This window comes from Stappia indica, from assembly GCF_009789575.1.
Lineage (GTDB): Bacteria > Pseudomonadota > Alphaproteobacteria > Rhizobiales > Stappiaceae > Stappia > Stappia indica_A.
In genome coordinates, this window is the sequence record NZ_CP046908.1 from 3,885,608 (window position 1) to 3,905,413 (window position 19,806).

The 19,806-nt window shown below is 67.8% G+C and carries 19 protein-coding genes; 6 read left to right on the forward strand and 13 right to left on the reverse strand.

Going from position 1 to position 19,806, the window contains the following annotated elements:
- Positions 1 to 18 precede the first annotated feature (18 nt).
- Positions 19 to 639 (reverse strand): hypothetical protein, encoded by a 621-nt coding sequence (locus GH266_RS18125; RefSeq protein WP_158195077.1) that lies wholly within the window; start codon positions 637 to 639, stop codon positions 19 to 21.
- A 79-nt stretch (positions 640 to 718) separates the two neighbouring features.
- Positions 719 to 2,182 (reverse strand): sigma-54 dependent transcriptional regulator, encoded by a 1,464-nt coding sequence (locus tag GH266_RS18130; RefSeq protein WP_199270366.1) that lies wholly within the window; start codon positions 2,180 to 2,182, stop codon positions 719 to 721.
- 302 nt (positions 2,183 to 2,484) lie between these two features.
- Here GH266_RS18130 and GH266_RS18135 point away from each other — a divergent pair, with 302 nt between their 5' ends.
- The 3 genes from GH266_RS18135 to GH266_RS18145 are packed head-to-tail and all read left to right on the forward strand — an operon-like array spanning position 2,485 to position 5,472.
- Positions 2,485 to 3,507: an efflux RND transporter periplasmic adaptor subunit gene (locus tag GH266_RS18135; protein ID WP_158195078.1), complete on the forward strand. Its 1,023-nt coding sequence runs from the start codon at positions 2,485 to 2,487 to the stop codon at positions 3,505 to 3,507.
- 4 nt (positions 3,508 to 3,511) lie between these two features.
- Positions 3,512 to 4,750 (forward strand): ABC transporter permease, encoded by a 1,239-nt coding sequence (locus GH266_RS18140; RefSeq protein ID WP_158195079.1) that lies wholly within the window; start codon positions 3,512 to 3,514, stop codon positions 4,748 to 4,750.
- Positions 4,747 to 5,472, forward strand: coding sequence for an ABC transporter ATP-binding protein (locus tag GH266_RS18145; RefSeq protein WP_158195080.1), 726 nt, complete (start codon positions 4,747 to 4,749; stop codon positions 5,470 to 5,472). Before GH266_RS18140 ends, GH266_RS18145 begins: the two co-directional genes overlap by 4 nt.
- 25 nt (positions 5,473 to 5,497) lie before the next feature.
- Here the strand turns inward: GH266_RS18145 and GH266_RS18150 are convergent, their stop codons facing one another.
- Positions 5,498 to 5,695, reverse strand: coding sequence for a heavy-metal-associated domain-containing protein (locus GH266_RS18150; RefSeq protein WP_158195081.1), 198 nt, complete (start codon positions 5,693 to 5,695; stop codon positions 5,498 to 5,500).
- Between the two features lie 242 nt (positions 5,696 to 5,937).
- On the opposite strand from GH266_RS18150, the gene GH266_RS18155 reads away from it, so the two are divergent.
- Entirely contained in the window at positions 5,938 to 7,449 is a 1,512-nt protein-coding gene (locus GH266_RS18155) for an EAL domain-containing protein (protein ID WP_158195082.1), read from the forward strand.
- A gap of 99 nt (positions 7,450 to 7,548) precedes the next feature.
- Here GH266_RS18155 and GH266_RS18160 read toward each other — a convergent pair whose 3' ends face one another.
- From GH266_RS18160 to GH266_RS18190, 7 genes are all read right to left on the reverse strand, one after another.
- On the reverse strand, positions 7,549 to 8,925 hold the full coding sequence (locus GH266_RS18160) for a M16 family metallopeptidase (protein WP_158195083.1): 1,377 nt from the start codon (positions 8,923 to 8,925) through the stop codon (positions 7,549 to 7,551).
- Positions 8,922 to 10,445: a M16 family metallopeptidase gene (locus tag GH266_RS18165; RefSeq protein WP_244953713.1), complete on the reverse strand. Its 1,524-nt coding sequence runs from the start codon at positions 10,443 to 10,445 to the stop codon at positions 8,922 to 8,924. Before GH266_RS18165 ends, GH266_RS18160 begins: the two co-directional genes overlap by 4 nt.
- 217 nt (positions 10,446 to 10,662) lie before the next feature.
- A complete protein-coding gene (locus tag GH266_RS18170) occupies positions 10,663 to 11,382 on the reverse strand; it encodes a hypothetical protein (protein WP_158195085.1) in 720 nt (239 codons plus the stop codon).
- Between the two features lie 186 nt (positions 11,383 to 11,568).
- Complete coding sequence (gene lspA / locus GH266_RS18175; protein ID WP_158195086.1) at positions 11,569 to 12,084, reverse strand: signal peptidase II; 516 nt, start codon at positions 12,082 to 12,084, stop codon at positions 11,569 to 11,571.
- A 16-nt stretch (positions 12,085 to 12,100) separates the two neighbouring features.
- Complete coding sequence (locus tag GH266_RS18180) at positions 12,101 to 13,054, reverse strand: DMT family transporter (RefSeq protein ID WP_158195087.1); 954 nt, start codon at positions 13,052 to 13,054, stop codon at positions 12,101 to 12,103.
- Positions 13,051 to 14,052 (reverse strand): bifunctional riboflavin kinase/FAD synthetase, encoded by a 1,002-nt coding sequence (locus tag GH266_RS18185; RefSeq protein ID WP_158195088.1) that lies wholly within the window; start codon positions 14,050 to 14,052, stop codon positions 13,051 to 13,053. The genes GH266_RS18180 and GH266_RS18185 overlap by 4 nt, the downstream gene beginning before the upstream one ends.
- A gap of 165 nt (positions 14,053 to 14,217) precedes the next feature.
- Positions 14,218 to 14,673, reverse strand: a complete 456-nt coding sequence (locus GH266_RS18190) for a MaoC family dehydratase (protein ID WP_158195089.1) — start codon at positions 14,671 to 14,673, stop codon at positions 14,218 to 14,220.
- Between the two features lie 241 nt (positions 14,674 to 14,914).
- On the opposite strand from GH266_RS18190, the gene GH266_RS18195 reads away from it, so the two are divergent.
- Both GH266_RS18195 and GH266_RS18200 read left to right on the forward strand, forming a co-directional pair.
- Positions 14,915 to 15,298: a response regulator gene (locus GH266_RS18195; protein WP_067220588.1), complete on the forward strand. Its 384-nt coding sequence runs from the start codon at positions 14,915 to 14,917 to the stop codon at positions 15,296 to 15,298.
- Between the two features lie 139 nt (positions 15,299 to 15,437).
- Positions 15,438 to 16,112 (forward strand): protein phosphatase CheZ, encoded by a 675-nt coding sequence (locus GH266_RS18200; protein ID WP_199270367.1) that lies wholly within the window; start codon positions 15,438 to 15,440, stop codon positions 16,110 to 16,112.
- Positions 16,113 to 16,320: 208 nt separating this feature from the next.
- Here the strand turns inward: GH266_RS18200 and GH266_RS18205 are convergent, their stop codons facing one another.
- The 3 genes from GH266_RS18205 to GH266_RS18215 form a co-directional block, all read right to left on the reverse strand.
- Complete coding sequence (locus tag GH266_RS18205; protein WP_158195090.1) at positions 16,321 to 17,625, reverse strand: peptidoglycan-binding domain-containing protein; 1,305 nt, start codon at positions 17,623 to 17,625, stop codon at positions 16,321 to 16,323.
- Positions 17,609 to 18,703, reverse strand: coding sequence for a hypothetical protein (locus GH266_RS18210; protein ID WP_158195091.1), 1,095 nt, complete (start codon positions 18,701 to 18,703; stop codon positions 17,609 to 17,611). The genes GH266_RS18205 and GH266_RS18210 overlap by 17 nt, the downstream gene beginning before the upstream one ends.
- A gap of 176 nt (positions 18,704 to 18,879) precedes the next feature.
- Complete coding sequence (locus GH266_RS18215; protein WP_158195092.1) at positions 18,880 to 19,752, reverse strand: TIGR01459 family HAD-type hydrolase; 873 nt, start codon at positions 19,750 to 19,752, stop codon at positions 18,880 to 18,882.
- Positions 19,753 to 19,806 lie beyond the last annotated feature (54 nt).

A 19,806-nucleotide genomic window follows, 5' to 3' on the forward strand; every position in this document is an offset into this window, starting at 1 on the left:
CCGCCCCGTTTGCTGCCGTCAGTCCGAGGCGCGGATCGTGAAGGGAAGCTCGCCGGAGGCCGTCTTTCCGCTCACCGTGTCGGTGAGCGTCGTCACCAGGCGGTAGTCGCCGGGCCGCAGGCCTTCGAAGGCGAAGCTGAGCGTTGCATGAAACTCGCGCAAGCGATTGCGGCTGTCGGCGCGCAGGTCGGCAAAGCCGGTCTGCTCGGCCAGCACCTGGCCGGACGTGTTCAGCAGCTCGAACCCGGCTGTCAGCCGCACGCCGTATCCCTCGGCCGTCTCTTCATGGCCGAAACCGACCGGCTCGGCATAGACGGTCAGCGTGTCGCCGGCGGCAAAGACCGCATCTGCCCGCGGGGTGTAGCGGCCATAGCCGGTCGCAGCCCCGTCGGTGAAGGCAAGGGCGGCGAAGGAGAGGGGAGCCTGCTGCCAGGCGGCATCCAGCGCCTGATAGGCGCTGGAAAGACCCTCGGGGAGCGAAGCCTGCTGAGCGAGTGCCGCAGCGGGAAGCACCGCAAGACCTGCGGCGAGCGACACAGCCCTTGCAAGGGAAGCGGGACGCGCCGCGCGCGACCCGAAACCGACAGCTAGCGCCTGCCCGACAAAAGTGCCGAAGCGACCCGACTTGCCCCTGATCATCCAAGCCCCGCCCTGTTAAAGCCCCGCAATGCGTATTTTGCGGCGCACCGTATAGAACGGGGCGCGGAAAACAACAAGATTATCCGGCAAAACCGGTGAACAGCGCGCTGTCGCTGCCCTCGATCCGGTCGCTCCACGACTGGCGTTTGCGATAGATCGTCGAGGGGCTGATTTCCAGCGCCGCCGCCGCCTTGGCGATGTTGCCGTCGAAGGCGTCGAGCGCGTCCTCGATGATCCGCTTTTCCTGAGCCCACAAGGGTTCGATCTCGCCGCCACGGCGGCGAGCGCCGAAGGGCGCGGCCGAACCGCGCACCGGCTCGTGACGGAGCGAAAGGCCGCCCTCGCCGATCAGGAAGGCCGGCAGCATCTGCGCCGTCAGGGCATCGCCCTCGTGCAGCACCACCGCCTGGCGGACCGCGTTTTCCAGCTGGCGGACATTGCCCGGCCAGTCGTAGGTCAGCAGCTTCTCGCCGGCGCAAGGGGCGACGCCGGCAAAGGCGCGGCCCTCCTCGCGTGCATAGCGGGTCAGGAAGGCCTGGGCGAGCGGCAGGATGTCCTCGCGGCGGTCGCGCAGCGCCGGCAGGCGGATCGGCAGCACGTGCAGGCGATAGAACAGGTCCTCGCGGAAGCGCCCTGCGGCGATTTCCGCATGCGGGTCGCGGTTGGTGGCGCACAGGATCCGTACATCGACGGGCCGCGGCCGGGTATCGCCGACGCGCTGCACCGTGCCCGTCTGCACGAAGCGCAGGAGCTTCGATTGCAGGGCGAGGTCCATCTCGCCGATCTCGTCGAGGAACAGCGTGCCTCCGTCGGCCGCTTCCGCAGCGCCTGCGCGGCTCTCCGAGGCGCCGGTAAAGGCGCCGCGCACATGGCCGAAGATCTCGCTTTCCATCAGCTCGCCGGGAATGGCGGCGCAATTGATGATGATGAAGGGGGCCTCGGCCCGGGGCGAGCGGGCATGGATGGCGGCGGCCGCCAGCTCCTTGCCGCTGCCGGACTCGCCGGTAATGAAGACCGGAGCGGAGGAGGGCGCGATGCGGCGGATCTGGTCGTAGACCTCGCGCATGCGGGCCGAGCCGCCGACAAAGCTCTCGAAACGGAAGGGGTCGCGGGTCGCGGTCAGGTCGCGGGGCTCGCCCGCCCCCTGCGCTGCCTGCCGGCGCAGGCCTTCGCCGCGCGGCGTGCGGGTGTTCTGGATCAGGAAACGGTCGATGCGCTCGGCCACTGCGACGGGATCGATCGGCAGGCTGATCACGTCATGCGCGCCGGCTTCCATCGCCGCCAGGCTGCGGCTCAGCGATTCCCTCGGGCTGATTGCCATCAGCATCGCCTGCGGCTGCGCCGCAGCGAGACGGGACAGGTGTCCGTCCTGGCCGAGGGTTTCGAGGTCGACGATCATGACGTCGGGGCGCACCTGGGTGCTCGCGGCGTAGAACGGCTCGAAACTGTGATAGGCGACCGGCGTCGCGCAGGGATGATCCATCGCCCGAGCGATCGAACCGGCTAGCTCGCGGGTCGTTCCGTCTCCGTCGAGAACGGCCAACCGAATTTTCCCCGCAGCGCCATGCATGGACTCCATGCTTTGGCGACCCCCTTCTTGCTTCCGCCCCACCGGCGGCATCGATTTGATTTGCCGTCAGATTCTGATCGGACATGGTAAACAAACTGTTTCCGACCCCGGCCCGTGAAACAGGTGGCGCAGCCGGCCGCCCGCAATCCACAGCCGAGCAGCCGTGCTGCGGCGGATGGACCCACGAATTTCTGCGGATAGGTCGGGCCCGGTGCGGGTGATAGGGTCGCCGGGACGCGGTCGCAGACCGCAAGACGCCGGCAAGGACCAGCCGCATGAAACGTATCGTGATCCTGCTTGCGATCCTGGCAGCCGCTGCCGTCGCCTGGGGCGGCTTCGTCTGGTGGCGGGACCGGCCGGTGCCCGTCACCGTCGTCACGCCGCATATGGGACGGGCGGCCGACGTGGTCTATGCCACCGGCGTGGTCGAGCCGGTACGCTGGGCGAAGGTCACCAGCGTGCTGCGGGAACGCATCGTCGAGCTGTGCAGCTGCGAGGGCGAGACCGTGGAGGCGGGGCAGGTGATCGGCCGGCTCGATTCCACGGCGGCCCGTGCGACGCTTGCAGAGCTGGAGGCCCGTGCCCGCCTGTCGGAACAGGAACTGGAGCGGGCCGCAGGGCTGATCGAGCGCCGCGTCGTCTCCCAGCAGGCCTTCGAAAAGGCCGAGAACGACCATTCCCGCAATGTCGCTCTGGTCGCCGCGCAGGCGGCAAGGCTCGGCGACTACGAGCTGCGCGCGCCGATGGACGGCCAGGTGCTGCGCCGCGACGGCGAGGTCGGCGAGGTGGCCGAGCCCGGTGCCGTGCTCTTCTGGGTCGGGCAGGACCGGCCCCTGCAGATCGTTGCCGACGTCAACGAGGAAGACATCCCGCTGGTGCGCCGCGGTCAGACGGCAGTGGTACGCGCCGACGCCTTTCCCGACAGCAGCTTTAAGGCCCGGGTCGAGCGGATCACCCCCAAGGGCGACCCGGTGCTCAAGACCTACCGGGTCTATCTCGCCTTTCCGCAGGAAACCCCGCTGATGATCGGCATGACCAGCGACGTCAACATCGTTGTGCGCGAGGTCGAGAACGCCATGTTGATCCCGCTCGCCGCCCTCGATGAAGACCGGGTTCTGGTGCTGGGGGAGAACGGCCGGCTGACGGCGCGGCGGATCTCCGTCGGCATTCGCGGCATCGAGGAGGTGGAGGTGCTGGACGGGCTCGAAATCGGCGAGCGTGTGGTTTCGCCCTGGGCGGAGGGGCTTGCTTCCGGCATGGCGGCAACGCCGACAGCCGCTGCGAGCGGCGGAGACTGAGGCCGTGCCCCTCATCCTGTCCATCGCCCTGACCCATGTGAAGGGACGTCTGCGCCAGAGCATCGTCTCGGTGCTGGGCGTGATGCTCGGCGTCGGGTTCTCCATCGCCATGGCGGCCCTGATGCAGGGCTCGCAGGAAGATTTCATCGCCACGCTGGTCGATGCGATGCCGCATGTGGAGGTGAGCGACGAGGTGCGCGATCCCGCGCCGCCGCCGGCCGCGGGCTTCTTCGGTGCGGTCAACGTGATCGGCGCGCGCCCCGACGACGACACGCGCGGCCTGCGCAATCCGACGAGGCTGCGGGCGATGCTGGACAGCTGGCTGCCGGGCAGGATGACCATGACGCTGGCGGGCCAGGCGGTGCTGCGCTACGGCGGGCGCGACGTGGCCGTGTCGCTGACCGGTGTCGACCCGGCCGGCTATCTCCGGGTTTCGACCATCGGCGACGACATGCGTGGGGGCTCCTTCGAGGAGCTTGCCGCCAATCTCAACGGCATCGTCGTCGGCGATGGGGTGGCGGAAAAGCTCGGCGCCCGGCTCGGCGACACGATCGCGGTGTCCACGTCCGCCGGGGCCGTGCGGCGGCTGAAGATCGTCGGCCTGTACCACACCGGCGTCACTCAGGCGGACGACGCCACGGCCTATGCGATGCTGAAGACGGCGCAGGTGCTGTTCGCCCGGCCCGATGTGGTCAACCGGATCTCGGTGAAACTGGACGACATCAACGCGGCGCGGTCGGTTGCGGCCCGCATCGAGCGCATGACCGGCTACCGCGCCACCTCCTGGCAGGAGGCGAACGAGAGCCTGATGGAGGTGCTCGTGGTGCGCAACGTCATCATGTACACGGTGGTCGGCGCCATCCTGCTGGTCGCCGGCTTCGGCATCTTCACCATCGTCTCGACCATCGTCCACGAAAAGGCCCGCGACATCGCCATCCTCAAGTCGCTCGGCTTTGGGCAAGGCGACATCCGACGCATCTTCCTGATCGAAGGGCTGGTGATCGGTGCCGCCGGCTCGGTGCTGGGTTCGGTGCTCGGCTACCTGATCACGCTGGGGCTCGATTCGGTGACGTTCGAGGTGCGGACGAATGTCGAGATGACCTCGCTGCCGCTGACCTACAGCCCGTTGCACTATCTCATTGCCAGCGGTTTTGCGCTGCTGTCGGCCGGCGTCGCCGGCTACATGCCGGCGCGGCGCGCTGCCAAGCTCAATCCGGTCGAGATCATCCGGGGGGCATCGTGAGCCCAACCGCGAAAGAGGGGGCCGACGCCGTCGTCGGATCGGGTGCCCCGCCTTTGATCGAGGCGCGGCGCCTGACCCGCGTGCTGCCCGGCACGGTGCCGGTGACCTTGGTGCGCGAGATCGACCTGACGATCCGCGCCGGCGAGTTCGTGGCGATCACCGGGCCGTCCGGCTCGGGCAAGTCGTCGCTGCTCTATCTGCTGGGCCTGCTCGACAGCCCGACCGAGGGCGAAGTACTGATCGAGGGCGAGCCGACGCATCTCCTGTCGGAACGCCGGCGGGCGGCGATCCGCCTGTCGACGCTGGGCTTCGTCTTCCAGTTCCATTTCCTGCTGCCGGAATTCTCCGTCACCGACAACGTGATGATCCCCATGCGCAAGCGCGCCCTGTTGCCCGCGCGCGAGATGCGCGAGCGGGCAAGGGGGCTTTTGGCCGATCTCGGCCTCGGCGATCATCTGGACAAGCGGCCGGACCAGCTGTCCGGCGGCCAGCGCCAGCGGGTGGCGGTGGCGCGCGCACTGGCCAACGAGCCGCCCGCGATCCTGGCCGACGAGCCGACCGGCAGCCTCGACAGCCGCTCGTCGGACCAGGTCTTCGATATCCTGCGGGCGCTGGTCGACGACCACGGCAAGACGGTCGTCGCCGTCACCCACGACCTCGACATGGCCGCGCGCATGGACCGCCGGCTGCACCTGGTGGACGGGATGCTTGCCGACCCGTGAGGGCGAAGGGGGAGGCGAAGGAGGCTCAGCCGGCGACGACGTCGTAACCTGCCGCCTCGATCGTCTCGACGATCCGCTCGCGGGGCAGTTGCGTCTGGATACGGGCCGTGCCGCTGGCAAGGTCGATCTCGGCGCTGGCCGCCGGGTCCGCAGCCGCGAGCGCCTTCTTCACCGAGGCGACGCAGCCGTTGCAGGTCATGCCGTCTATCTTCACTTCGATCATGGTCGTGCGCTTTCCTTCCTGCCGCCGATGGCGGGCGTGACTGTCATTCCCTGAAAGAATGGGGCTTCCAGCAAGGGGAAGGTCAAGGGGGAGGTTGCCGGCCGAAAGCTGCCTGGCCGCGACACTTTCCTCGCTCCTCCGGGGGCTTGGGGCTGGAGACTCGGAAGAATCGTCGTATTCAGTTGCTATTCGAGGTAGGTTTGATTCGGCTTCGGCGGAAGCACGGACTTGGCCGGACGAGCATGGCACGCGCGACAAGCATTTTCATTTTCCTCTGTATGGGGGTGATCGCGGCCTCCGTCGCTGCGATCATGATGTTCCAGTTCGCCCGCCCTGCGGGCGAGGCGGTGACGCTCGGCCTGTCGCTCCTGTGCACCATGATCGTCGTTCATCTGGTCTTCGCCCGTCAGCGCGACCGCGGCGACATCGCCGAGAAGGTCGCCGCGCTCGAGGAGCGCGTGCTCGAGGTCGACGAGGACGTCAGCAACATCGAGGGCCGGCTGACCGGCATGGAGACCAACCTGCCGCGCCGCACCCGTGAGGAGATCGATCCGCTCTTCGCCGAGGTGGAGGTGCTGGGCAGCCTCATCAAGCAGATGGCCGAGGCCATGGCCGGCATGGAAGACCGCATCGACGAGCAGGACGCGCGCCAGATCGCGCCGCCCCCGCCGCAGGAGCGCTTCGCCGCCTACGAGGAGCCGCGCGCGCTCGGCTACAGCCAGCCGACCGGCGCCGGGTATCCGGCACAGCCGGGCCCGGCATATGCGGCTCAGGCTCCCGATCGCGCCCCCGCTTACGGCCATGCACAACCAGCCCAGGCACCGCACGGCTATGCGCAGCCGCAGCACGGCGGCGACGCCCCGGCGGTGCGCGGCCCCGCGCCCGGCGAGGGGCCGCACGGCAGCCGCGCTCAGGAGAGCCAGCGTTCGCCGGCCATGGCGCGCGCGCGGGAGGACGCAAGGCCCGATCCCGAGCTGCGCCGGGTCATCCAGGACGCGCTCGACAACAACCGGGTCGATCTGTTCCTGCAGCCCATCGTGACGCTGCCGCAGCGCCAGGTCCGCGACTACGAGGCGCTGACCCGCATTCGCGATGCGCAGAACAACTATCTCGAGCCGGTCGATTTCATCGCCGAGGCGACGCGCGCGCGGATGATGCCGGCCATCGACAACCTGATGCTGTTCCGCGCCATCCAGGTGCTGCGCCGCCTGTCGAGCCGCAATCGCCGCTCCGGTCTCTTCGTCAACCTGTCGATCCAGACGCTGGTGGACGAGCGTTTCTTCCCCGGCTTCCTCGACTTCCTGCGCGCCAACGAGGGGTTTTCGGGCCTCCTGACCTTCGAGTTCACCCAGAGCGACGTCAACGAGATGGGCGCGCTGGAGCTGGAGAGCCTCGCCGCGCTGCACGAGCTCGGCTACCGCTTCTCCATGGACCGGGTTCGCGACCTGAAGATGGACTTCAAGGTCCTGTCGGATCGCGGCTTCCGCTACATGAAGCTGCATGCCAGCCGCCTGATCGGCAACGAGCACATGCCGGCCAGCCACATTCACCCGGCCGATCTCGGCGACCTGCTGCGCCGCTACGCGATGGAGCTGATCGTCGACCACGTCGAGACCGAGGCCCAGGTGCTGGAGGTGCTCGACTACGACGCCCGCATCGGCCAGGGCTATCTGTTCTCGCCGCCGCGCCCGGTCCGTCCGGAAGTGCTGCAGGCGCGCCCGCCGCAACGCGGCCTGCGCCGCGCCGCCGAGTAGGTCGGCTCTCTCTTCGCACCGTCGAAAAGCAAAGGCCCCGCCGGAACCGATCCGGCGGGGCCTTTTCATGTCTTGCGAAGGGAGGACGAGAGTGCTGTCTCAGCTCTTCTCCGGTCCCACCGTGACCACCAGCGGGTCGACACCCTTGAGCATGCGTGCGGCGACGGCGCGCACCTGCTCCAGCGTCACCGCCTCGATCAGGGTGTTGCGCTCATCGATATAGTCGCGACCGAGGCCTTCGACCTGCAGGCCCAGCAACTGGTCGGCGATCTTGTCCGAGGTATCGAAGCGCAGCGCATAGGAGCCGGTGAGATAGGCCTTGGCCTTGGCCAGTTCCTCCGCGCTCGGTCCCTTGTCGGCCATTCGCGCCATCTGCGCGCGGATCACCTCGACGGACTCGTCGGCGCGGTCGGAGCGGGTTCCGGTCACGGCCATCCACATGCCGGCATGCTGGTAGGGCACCAGGTAGGAGCCGACGGAATAGGCAAGGCCGCGCTTCTCGCGCACTTCCTCGAACAGCCAGGACGAAAACACGCCGCCACCGAGGATGTGGTTCATCACGAAGGCCGGGATGAAGTCCGGGTCGTCGCGCTTCAACCCCGGCAGGCCGATGCGGATGGCGGTCTGCGGCACGTCGAGCGCCACATGCTCCATCTTGCCGGTCGCCATGGTGACATCGGACACCTGGGTCAGCGTTCCGGTCTCCGGCAGCGTGCCGAAGACGCTGTCGAGCAGCGGCGCCAGGCGTTCGGCGTTGATCGCGCCGACGACGGCGATCTTCAGTCCCTTGCGGGCGAAGATGTTGCCATGCAGCTGCTTCAGGTCCTGCGGCGAAAGCGCGGCAACGCTCTCCTCCGTGCCGCGCGCGGCCCGGCCATAGGTGTGGTCCGGATAGGCGAGCTCGGCCCAGCGGCGCCCGGCGATGGCATCGGGGTCCTTGGCCTCGCTGCGCAGGCCGGCGATGATCTGCCGCTTCATCCGCGCCACGGGCTCATCGTCGAAGCGCGGGGAGGAGACCGCAAGACGCAGCAGTTCGAAGGCATCGTCGACATTCGGCGTCAGCGTGCGCATCGAGCCATAGAAATTGTCGCGGCCGGCATCGAAGCCCATGCGCACCGAAAGGTCCTCCAGACGGGTCTGGAAGGCTTGCGAATCCAGCTCGCCCGCACCTTCGTCAAGGGTGGAGGAGAGCAGGTTGGCCAGCCCCTCCTGCCCCTTGGGGTCCTGCGAGGCGCCGCCTTCGAAGGCGAACTTGATGGCGACGATCGGCACCGTGTCGTCTTCCACCAGCCAGGCGGTCAGCCCGCCGGGCGTGGTGATCTCCTGGATCTCCATCGCAGCGAGCGGACGCGGGGTGGCGGCAACGGCGGAGACGACGAGGGCGAAGGCGAGAAGCCCGCGGCCGAGGGCGGTGAGAAGGGTCAAGGGCGAGGTTCCGTGCGAAGATGCGGGAGCGGCGGCGAGACGGCGGCTCATTGCTGGACCTCCTGCGCAGCTGCCGGCTCCTGCGGGGCGCTGTCGGCGGGTGCGGCTGCAGCCTGCTGGGGCCCTCGCAGATAGGCGGTCACGGGCAGGGAGGCCAGATGCGCGGCGGCCGCCGCCTTCACGTCGTCTGCCGTGATCGCGGCGATGGTCGAGGGCCAGTTGCGGATTTCCTCGATGGTACCGCCGGTGGTCAGCGAGGCACCGAAGATCCGCGCCAGCGTCGACTGGCTGTCCTGTGCATAGAGCGCGGAGGACAGGAGGCTCTTCTTCGCCCGCTCCAGCTCTTCGGCGGTGATGCCGTCGCTCGCCACGCGCTGCAGCACGTCGAGCGAGGCCTTGCCCAGATCCTCCAGGCCGGTGCCGTCCGCCGGCACTGCGTAGATCATGAAAGTGCTGTCGTCGAGCGCGCCGGAATTGTACCAGCTGCCGGCCGAGGAGGCGACGCCCCGGTCGATCACCAGCTCCCGGTAAAGGCGGCTCGTGCTGCCGCCGCCGAGCACTTCCGACAGGAGCTGCAGTGCGGCAGCCCCATTGCCATCGGCGGTGTTGTAGCTCGGCACGACCCAGGCCTTGCGCATGTTCGGCTGGTTGACGCGCGGGTCCGAATAGGAGACCTCGCGCGAGCCGGGCAGGACCTGCGCCTTGGCGCGCTCGCGTGCACCCGGCTCGGCGCGCCGCGGCACCTTGCCGTAGGTCTCCTCGGCAAGCTTGCGCACCTCGTCGGCGGTCACGTCGCCGGCAACGACCAGGATGGCGTTGTTCGGCGTGTAGAAGCGGTCGTAGAAGGCGATGGCGTCCTGGCGGTCGAGCGCCGAGATCTCGTCCGGCCAGCCGATCACAGGCGTGCCGTAGGGGTGGTTGACGAACAGCATGCTGTCCAGCGTCTCGCTGAGCATCGAGCCGGGGTCGCTGTCGACGCGCTGGCGGCGCTCCTCCAGCACGACGTCGCGCTCCGGCAGAACCACCTCGTCGCTGAGCACGAGATTCTGCATGCGGTCGGCTTCCATCTCCATCATCTCGCCGAGATGCTCGCGCGCCACGCGCTGGAAATAGGCGGTGTAGTCCTGCGAGGTGAAGGCGTTCTCCTGGCCGCCGATCTCGGCAATGCGCTGGGAGAAGGTGTTGCCCGGATGCGCCTTGGTGCCCTTGAACATCAGATGCTCGAGGAAATGGGCAATGCCGGACATGCCTTCCGGCTCGTCGGCCGCACCCACCTTGTACCAGACCATATGGGTGACGACAGGCGCGCGGCGATCCGGGATCACCACCACTTCCAGCCCGTTGTCGAGGGTGAAGGCGCTCATGTCGCCGCCAATGCGGATGTCGGCGAAGGCGGCGGCATCGGCGGCCTGCGTGGCCTCGGCCCGGGCGCTGCTGCCGGCAAGCGGGCCGACAGCGAGGACGGCGGCGATGGCAAGCGTGCCGGCACACAGCGAGACGCCGCGCAGCAGGCGGCGTGCCAGCGGGGTGTCTTGCAGGATGTGGCGGGTTTGTCCTGAGAGAGGCGACAAGGTTCGATCTCCGGAAAAGGTTTCTCCCTGCCGATCACTTATAGGCAGGCCGGCCGCAAAGGACCCGTGAACTTTTCGTAAGGTCCGCCAAAGGCGACGGGGCCAGAGATAGCGCATGCGCGTGCGGCGACAACAAGGCCGCCTTCCGGTGCAGGCAGCAAAAAGGCCGGAGCATTGCCCCGGCCTTGCAAAACCTGTCGTCGTCGTCGCCTGGGGATCAGCGCAGCGTACGCGCCGACTGGCCGCTCATCAGGCGCTCCATGTCGGAAACTTTCGGCTGGTCGTCGACCTTGCCGACCTGCGGCAGCGGCGCGCCGGCGGCCGGGGTCGAATAAGCCACCGGCGGTTCGATCAGGTAGCGGCGCACCGGATTGCCGTTCTCGTCGAGCACGGCGGTCTCCTTGCGGGCGACGCCGACGCGCTGGTTCAGCTCGTTCGGCTTCATGCGCGCGTCCTCGAGCCGGTTCTCCAACTGGATTTCCTGCTGGATGTCGCGGTTCTGGCCGCCGGTGGCGAGCTCCTTGATGCCGCGCGACTGGTAGATGTCGCTGCGACCCTGCCGGTCGATGTCGCGCGTGTCGCGATAGGCCTGCTGGATGCGCTGGAGATCGGTCTCGCCCTGCTCGGGCCAGTTGGCGATCTCTTTCTTCTCTTCCGGCTGCGGCAGCTCGGTCATCTTGGTCGGCATGGCCAGAGGCGCGCGCGGGGCGTACTCGATCTTCTGCTCCGAGCGGGCGTCGACCGCGCCGAGGCCTTCCATCAGCTTGCGGACCATCGCGACATCGGGCGCCTCGTCGTTGCTCGAGCCGTCGTTGAAGCCGTCGGCGCCGTGCTGGCAGCCGGCAAGCACGAGGGCCGCGGCGCTGGCGAGCAGCAGGGCACGGCCGCGGCGGCCGGCATGACGAAGGGTGGTTGCGGTCAAGGGTCGACGCGACACGTCAGCTATCCTTCAAGGCTCTTGCGCGGAAAACCCGCGTCCCGGGGGGCAAACGCCTCGCCGGCAGTTCGGACCCGGACTGTCCGGGTGGGACTGGCCGGGTCGGGCGGTCTTGCCGGTGCGGTCGTCCTTGGAACAACCTGCATCGGCTTTGGTCCGGGCAAGCCGGCGCATCAGATGCTGCGGCTACTCAGACGGGTTTTTTGCGGCATCATTAGGGCCACCGACGAAACTGTCATACAGCAGAGCCGCCACCCCGGCAACGATCCAGACATCGGCGAGGTTGAACACGTACCAGGAGAAGTCGCCGACATGGAAGTGGAAGAAGTCGGCAACGGCGCCGTAGGCGATGCGGTCGATGCCGTTTCCGACCGCCCCGGCGATCACCAGCGCGAAGCCCGCCGCCTGCAGCCGGCGCGTCGCCTGGGCTCCCCAGATCCAGAACACGACGGTGATGACGAGCGTGAGGCCCACCAGAAGCCACCGGCCGAGACCGGCTTCCTGCTGCAGCAACCCGTAGGAAATGCCGTAGTTCCACACCATCACCAGGTCGAGGAACGGGGTGAGGGCGACACGGCCGCGCGCGGCAATGTCGAAGCCGAAGAGCATCCACAGCTTGAAACCCTGGTCGAGCGCCATGCCGATGGCGGCAATGGCGAGAATCTGGGCGCTGGAGGGGCCCCATAGGCGGCGTTTTGTCATCTGGCTCTCGTCTTGCTCAGTCTGGCGGGCCGGTACGGTTGATGCGGGCGGCCAGTTCCTCCTGGCTGCGGCGGTTCTCGCGATGGGCGATATAGATGCCGCTGCCGACGATCAGGGCAATGCCGATCCAGGTCGGCCCGTCGGGAAAATCGCCGAAGACCAGATAGCCGAACACGGTCGCGCTGACGATCTCCAGGTAATTGAACGGCGCCAGGACGGAGGCGGGCGCGGCCGCGAAGGCCTGGACGATCAGCCCATGCGCGAAGAAGGACAGCGCACCGACCAGGGCGAGCAGGCCCCAGCCGGGCAGGTCGGGCATCACCGCCTCGGCGGGCTCGTAGCCCGCGATATTGGCGGCAACGAACAGGGTGCCTAGCAGCATCACCCCGCCGAGCCCGGCGGTGAACTGGACGCAGAGCATGCCGCCCTCGCCGGACAGCTTGCGGGTGATCACGAGATACAGCGCAAAGAGCAGGGCGGCGCCAAGCGGCAGCAGCGCAGTAAGACCGAAAGTCTCGAAGCCCGGGCGGATGATGATCGCCGCCCCGGCAAGGCCGACGAGCACGGCCATCCAGCGGCGCGGGCCGACCTGTTCCTTCAGCACCAGCGCCGACAGGACGGTCAGGATCATCGGCTCGACGAAAAAGATCGCGATGGCGTCGGCCACCGGCATCGTCGCGACCGCGGTGAAAAAGCAGACCGTCGCACCGGAGAGGAAGAAGCCGCGCAGCAGATGCGGCCACAGGCGCCGGGCCCGCAGCACCGAAAGACCGGGGCCGATGGCGGCGGTCAGCAACGCGAACACCATCTGGAAGGCGAAGCGGGCAAGCGCGATCTGCAGCGGCGGCTGGGTCTCCGTCAGATACTTGGCCGTGACGTCCATCATCGGCACCAGCAGCATGGCGACGCTCATCAGGCCGATGCCGCGCATGACCTCGGCGGCCGGCACGCTGCCCGCGCTGTCGCTCATCCGGGCGGGCCGTTCACGGCCAAATCGATAGCGCCGAGCGGGGCAAGGCTGGCCAGCACGGCCCGTGCCTCGGCGCTGTCCCGGTCCATCTGCGCGATCAGCGCCTCGATACTGTCGAAGCGCTCCTCGGCGCGCAGCCGCGCGGCGAGCATCACCTGAAGTCTCTGCCCGTAAAGATCGCCGGAAAAGTCGAAGAGGAAGACCTCCAGCAGCGGCGCGCCATTGTCGAAGGTCGGCCGGCGGCCGAAGCTGGCGACGCCGTCGATCCACTCGCCGCCATTGGCGCGCGCACGCACCGCATAGATGCCGTGGGCCAGCTCGGTCTCGGCCGGCAGTGCCAGGTTTGCCGTCGGATACCCGAGGTCGCGGCCGCGTTTCTCGCCATGGCGCACCTCTGCCTCCACCGACCAGCGGTAGCCGAGCAGGGCGTTGGCCAGCACCACGTCGCCGGCAGCAAGGGCTGCGCGCACGCGGCTGGAGGACACGGCCTCGCCCGCCTCGTCGGTTGCGGCGGTGACGATGGTGACGCCGAAACCGTCGGAGCTGCCGGCAGCGCGCAGGAAGTCCGGTGTGCCGCGCCGGCCCCGTCCGAAATGGAAGTCGTATCCGGTCACCGCGTGCCGGATATGCAGCTTGTCCCGCAGGATCTCGTGGACGAAGGCCTCTGCCTCGAGCCCGGCAAACGCGCGGGTGAAGGGCAGGCTGACCATGCCGTCGAGCCCGGTCGCCGCCATCACACGGGCCTTCATGGGCTCCGGCGTCAGGCGGAAGACCGGCTTGTCCGGATTGAACACGGTGCGCGGATGCGGCTCGAAGGTCAGCGCGAAGGCCGGCACCGACTGGGCGCGCGCGATGTCCAGCGCCTCGCCGAGCACGGCCTGGTGACCGCGATGCACGCCGTCGAAATTGCCGATCGCCACGACGCCGTCGGCAAGGGCGGCCGGGAACTCCGCCAGATCGCTGACGACGGGAAAGGCTTCGGAAACGAGATCTGTCATCGGCGTCGAGGGCTTGCCGGACACGCTGGACGGCGCGCGGCCTGTGGCTGAACGGGCGTGCCGCCTTCAAGGCGGCACGAAACTGCCGGCGGACCCTGCCCATTCGCCCGAAAAAGGTCAAGCGCTGCGAGCGCGCTGTCAGGTCGTGGCGGGAGGCGTGTCGGCTCAGGCGCGCGGGTCGCCGGCCTCCTGCTCAGCCCGGCTCGGCACCTTGACCACAGCCTCGCCCTCCAGGACCACCGTGTCGCCGACGGCGCAGCGGCAGTCGAGCCGGGCCCGGTTGCCCTTCTCCATCAGCTCGCTGACGGTGACCGTTACCGTCACCTCGTCGCCGATTCGCACCGGAGCGCGGAAATTCAGCGTCTGCGAGAGGTAGATCGCCCCAGGCCCGGGCAGCCGCGTCCCCAGCACTGCCGAGATCAGGCTGGCGGTGTACAGGCCATGGGCGATGCGGGTGCGGAACGGCGTGCGTGCGGCGAAATGCTCCGACAGGTGGATCGGATTTCGGTCGCCGGAAACCTCCGCGAAGCCAATGACATCAGAAGAACTGACAGTCTTCGTCAGGGTCTCGCTGAGCCCCGGCGCGAGATCTTCGTAATAGAGCGTCTGCAACGCCAGCATCGGTCTCCTCCGTCCTTGTTCCTTCGGCCGCAGGGGACGCTAGACGCTCGCGGTGCGCACGGCAATTAAGCTTTCGTGTCAGATGTAGCAATGCGCATTAACGGAGTTTTCAGGGGAGCCGGGTAGTGTGGCAAGGCGTGGGGAGGCGGGGACACAGCCAAGTGTCTTCCTCCTGGAGATTTGAAGCAGCATCAGACGCCCGCTCAAGCGGGTCGGGCAGATTGACAGTATGGAGTAGACAATGGCCCTGGATGTTCAGATGCCGGTCCTCGTGGTGGACGATTACAAGACGATGATCCGCATCATCCGCAACCTGCTCAAGCAGCTCGGCTTCGAAGATATCGACGACGCGGCTGACGGCACCGAAGCGCTGGAAAAGATGAAGCAGCGCCGTTACGGACTGGTGATCTCCGATTGGAACATGGAGCCGATGACCGGCTACGAGCTGCTGAAGCAGGTGCGTGCCGATGCCGGCCTCTGCAAGACGCCGTTCATCATGGTGACCGCCGAGTCCAAGACCGAGAACGTCATCGCCGCCAAGAAGGCCGGCGTGAACAACTACATCGTCAAGCCGTTCAACGCGCAGACGCTGAAGGGCAAGATCGAGGCGGTCTTCTCCGACTGATCCGGATACTTCCGGCAAAACCGGGCTCTGCAGGGAGCTGGCGGCATCGCCGCCGGAGAGCAGGAGAGCTGCGTCCGCGTTTCGGGCGCGGATGGATGATGCGCGGCCGCAGGAGGCCGCGCCAAAAGGAAAAGATCCTATGGGCGCTTTGGAAAAGAAGGATCTCGCGCAGCTCATCACATTCCTGGAGCAGAACAGGGACCGCCAGGGTGATGTGACGCTGAACGATGTGATCGACCTCGCCGAGGTCATGACGGGCTCGATGCGCGAGTTCCTCGGCGCAATACAGCCGACGATCACGGCCGAGCTGACGGCGATCGCCGACGAGATCTCGCGGCTGAAGGTCGAGATCGTCAACCTGCGCCCCAACGACATGAAGAACAACCAGATCCCGGAAGCGGGCCGGGAGCTGGATGCCATCGTCGAGTCGACCGAGTCCGCCACCCATACGATCATGGAAGCGGCCGAGACCATCATGGCCGCCGACGACATGGACCACGACGCCTACCAGGCGCTGGTCAACGACAAGATGATCGAGATTTTCGAGGCCTGCGCCTTCCAGGACATCACCGGCCAGCGAATCTCGAAGGTGGTCAGTGCCCTCAATGCCATCGACAGCCGTGTGTCGGCCTTCGTCGAGCGGCTGCGCATTGCCGAGAGCGATGATGCGCCGCAGGAAGAGACCGACGAGGAGCGCCGCCGCCGCGACCTGATCCTGCACGGACCCCAGCATGCGGGCGAGGGCGTGTCGCAGGCCGATGTCGACAGCATGCTGTCGGGCGCCCAGGACGAGATCGACCGCCTGTTCGGCTGATGCCGGGCGGCAAGAATACCAAGGACAAAACGGGAGGGGAGCACCCGTTTCGCGCGTCCGCAAAGAGACGCGATCCTGCCTGGCCGGCGCCCCCCGCGAGCGGCCGGAAACTGAAAGAAAGGCCGGATCGGTTGATCCGGCCTTTTTTCATGTCCGCCTTTTCACGCAACTCGACTTTTCATGCCGGGCAGCTTTCCGGTGCCGCCGGTTACTGCTGCGGCTGCGTGCCGGTCTCTGCCGTCACCACCACGGCTGCCGGCGGCGTGGTGGTGGGAGCTGCGGGCGCTGCCGGAGCCGCGTTCATGTAGAAGCGCTGGCCGTTGATCTCGACGAACTGGTTGCCGCTCGCATCCGTCTGGATGATCGGCTGGGCCTGCGAGGGAGCCGCCTGCAGGGCGGGCGAGGGCGCCGGCTCCGGCTGCTGCGACTGGGCCGGAGCGGCTGCTGCCGGCGTCGGTTCCTGTGCGGCACTGTCGCCTGCGCTCGCTCCTGGGGCCGCGCCGCTGACCAGCGGGAAGGCCGCGGTCAGGGGAAATGCCGCCGAGCCTGATGTTGCGGCCACATCTGACGAGGGCGATGGCATTGGAGCGGCAGGCGTTGCCTGCTGCGGGGCGGGCGAGGGCGCCGGCTGCTGCAACCGGGCCGGAGCCGCTGCCGGCATCGCCTCCTGCCCGCCAGGACCGGCAAGCGGCGGGAAACTGCCGGCCGGCTGGGTGCCGGCTCCCGAGACTGCGCCGTTGACCAGCGGGAAGGATGCCGAGCCGGCGGTCGCGGCGGCCGTTGTTCCGGGCTGCTGTGTCGGCGCGGGGAAGGCGGCCTGCTGGCCCTGCTGCGGGAAGCCGCCTTGCTGCGGAGTGGGGAAGGCGGCCTGCTGGCCTTGCTGCGGGAAGCCGCCTTGTTGCGGAGCCGGGAAGGCAGCCTGCTGTTGCTGCCCCCCCTGCGGGACGGGCTGCTGCATGGGCGGGAAGCCCTGCTGGGCAGGGTAGCCGCCGACCGGCATGCCGTAGGCCGGCTGTGGCTGCTGCTGATAGGCCGGCTGCTGCTGATAGGCCGGCATCGTGCCGGGCTGCATGTAGGGCGCCGGCTGGCCGGGGGCCGTTGCCATGCTGCCGCCGGAATTGACGCGCGCGAACAGGAGGCCGGCCTGATCGGATGTCAGCTTGCCGTCCGGCACCGCGTTGATGCTCATCTGGAACTGGGTCACCGCGGAGCGCGTCTTGCGCCCCGGCGCACCATCCACCGGCCCGGCATCGAAGCCCAGCCGGTTGAGCGAAGCCTGCACGTTCATCCAGTATTCGCGCTCGGCCGCACTGCGGCGCGGGCGCTGCGGCGCCGTGCGGTAGACGCGCCGCTCGCGCGGGCGGTTCATCTGGCTGCCGATGATGGCGCCGGCGGCAAATCCGATGATGCCGGCGGCAACACCTTCTCCGCCCGCGTGGGCCGGCTCGGGCGCTGCGACGGGGACGAGGGCGAGGCTGGCCGCCGCCATGAGGAGACTAGTTTTTCTGAACATTGCTCTGCAGGGCTCCTTGCTTGAGAGTGACGAGCCATTGGGCGGTCGACATGTCCTGCTCGGCTGCGAAAAGACTGATCATGCGGTCGAGTTCGGAACTGCTGAGAGCCATCGCTCCGATCATCGAAACACAGCTTTGCGGAAAGACTTCATAGTAGAACGTGCCGTAGCGGCGGCTGCTGGCTTTCTCCGTGCGGCCGATATTGGCGCCGCGAAACTCCTGCACATTGCGCAGCAGGAAGGAAAAATGGTCGAAGGTCGGGGGCATCTGGCCCGCGACGAACATGATGTAGCGGCACAGGAAATCCTGATTGGCGCTGCGCTCGTGACCGTTCTGCCGCCGGCTGGTCAGGGTCATCGACAGCGCGTCGAGAAAGTTGAAGGGCTGGCTGTCGAGCCGCGCCTCGGGGATCTTGTAGGCGTCGTCGAGGTCGAGCTCGTAATAGGCCTGAAGCCTGGTGAAATGCGACAGCGGGAAGGTTTCGGAGCCGAGCTGCAGCCCGTTCTGGGAGAACCAGTTGAGATCCTCCATCGAGTAGCGGCTACCGAGATTGGCGATCAGCGCCAGCGCCGGAGAGGCGACTTCCTCGGGCCGGGCGGCAAGGTCGAGGCCGCGCTGCAGGTAGAAGGAGATCGCCTGCGGCGACACGCCCTGCGCCAGCATCGTTGTCGCCAGTCCGCACCAGCGTTCGGTGATGCGCGTGTTGTAATTCCAGCACCGCTCGCGCCCGTTCATGTCGACCGGGGCCAACACTGAGAGATAGTCGTGCAGGCGCGCCACCTGCTCGATATTGGCAAAGTCGAGAGGGCGCGTGTCCGAGCCGCGGGTATTGTTCGCAAAGAGCGCCTTGAGGAACAGATCGCCCGTGTCGATCTCCGCGGCGGTGACCAGCCCGTTCTGCAGGAAGAACTGTGCGTTGGTCAGGTCGTTGTTGACGACGTAGGTCTGGAACGTCTGCAGCGGCGTCGTGCCGTCCTGGGCAGCGGCCGGGCCGGCAAGGCCTGCGGCCACGACCAGCATCGCCGCACGGGGTGCCGCACGTCGCAAGGTCGACAGCAAGTCTGCAAGAAATCGCATGAAGCCCCCCAGCCTCGCGTCTCGCCAAATCCGTCGGGGAGCCGATAAAACCTTTCCCCTCCGTCAGCATATCCCGCCGGTTGCGGCATGCAAACAGGAGATGTGCCTGAATTGGCGGTTTCTCGCGATCCGGCGTTGGGTAGGGGGCGAGGCAGAAGAGGGGCAGGCCTGGAGCGTTACCAGCGCAGGTGCGGCACCGCCGCGCGTGCCTCCAGGCCTTCCTCGGCAAGGCGGCGGCGGACCAGGGCCTCGTCGGGGGCGTCGACCGGGCCGAAGTCGGCGCCGTGGATGCCGCCGGTGATGAACAGCACGTCGATCTCGTTGGCGACCGCGCCGCGAATGTCGGTCGGCAACCCGTCGCCGATGGCGAGGATCTGCTCGCGCGCCACCGCTTCGCCGGCGATCTTCGCCACCCGCGCCACCGCTTCCTCGTAGATCGGCGCATGCGGCTTGCCGAGAATGGTCACGGCGCCGCCGATATCCTCGTAAAGACGCGCGATGGCGCCGGCGCACCAGACCAGCCGGTTGCCGCGTTCCACCACGATGTCCGGATTGGCGCACAGGAAGGGCAGGCCGCGTGCCGCCAGTCGCTCGAGCATCGGACGATAGTCTTCCGGCATCTCGTTTTCGTCGTCGTGGAAACCGGTGCACACCACCTGCTCGGCCTCTTCCTCGCCGACGAGGCGGATGTCGAGGCTCTCGAACAGGGTGAGATCGCGCGCCGGGCCGATGTGGAAGACCGGCTGCTCGCGGGTTGCGGCCAGAAGGCCGCGGGTCACGTCTCCAGAGGTCACCACGTCGTCGAAGACGTCGAGCGGCACGCCGAGCCCCTGAAGTTGCTTGAGCACGGAGCTCGTCGGACGCGGCGCATTGGTGATCAGCACCGCGATCCCCCCGGCTTCGCGGCGGAACCGCGCCAGCGCCTCGCAGGCCTCGGGAAAGGCCGCGACACCGTTGTGCAGCACGCCCCACACGTCGCACAGGACGGCACGGTAGGACGGCGCCAGGGCGGAAAGCCCGGGGACGAGAAGCGGTGCGGGCTGGGTCATCGGTGTCTCTTTTCGGCAGACGGAACGGACGCGGCGCAAGACGCTGTGCCGGCG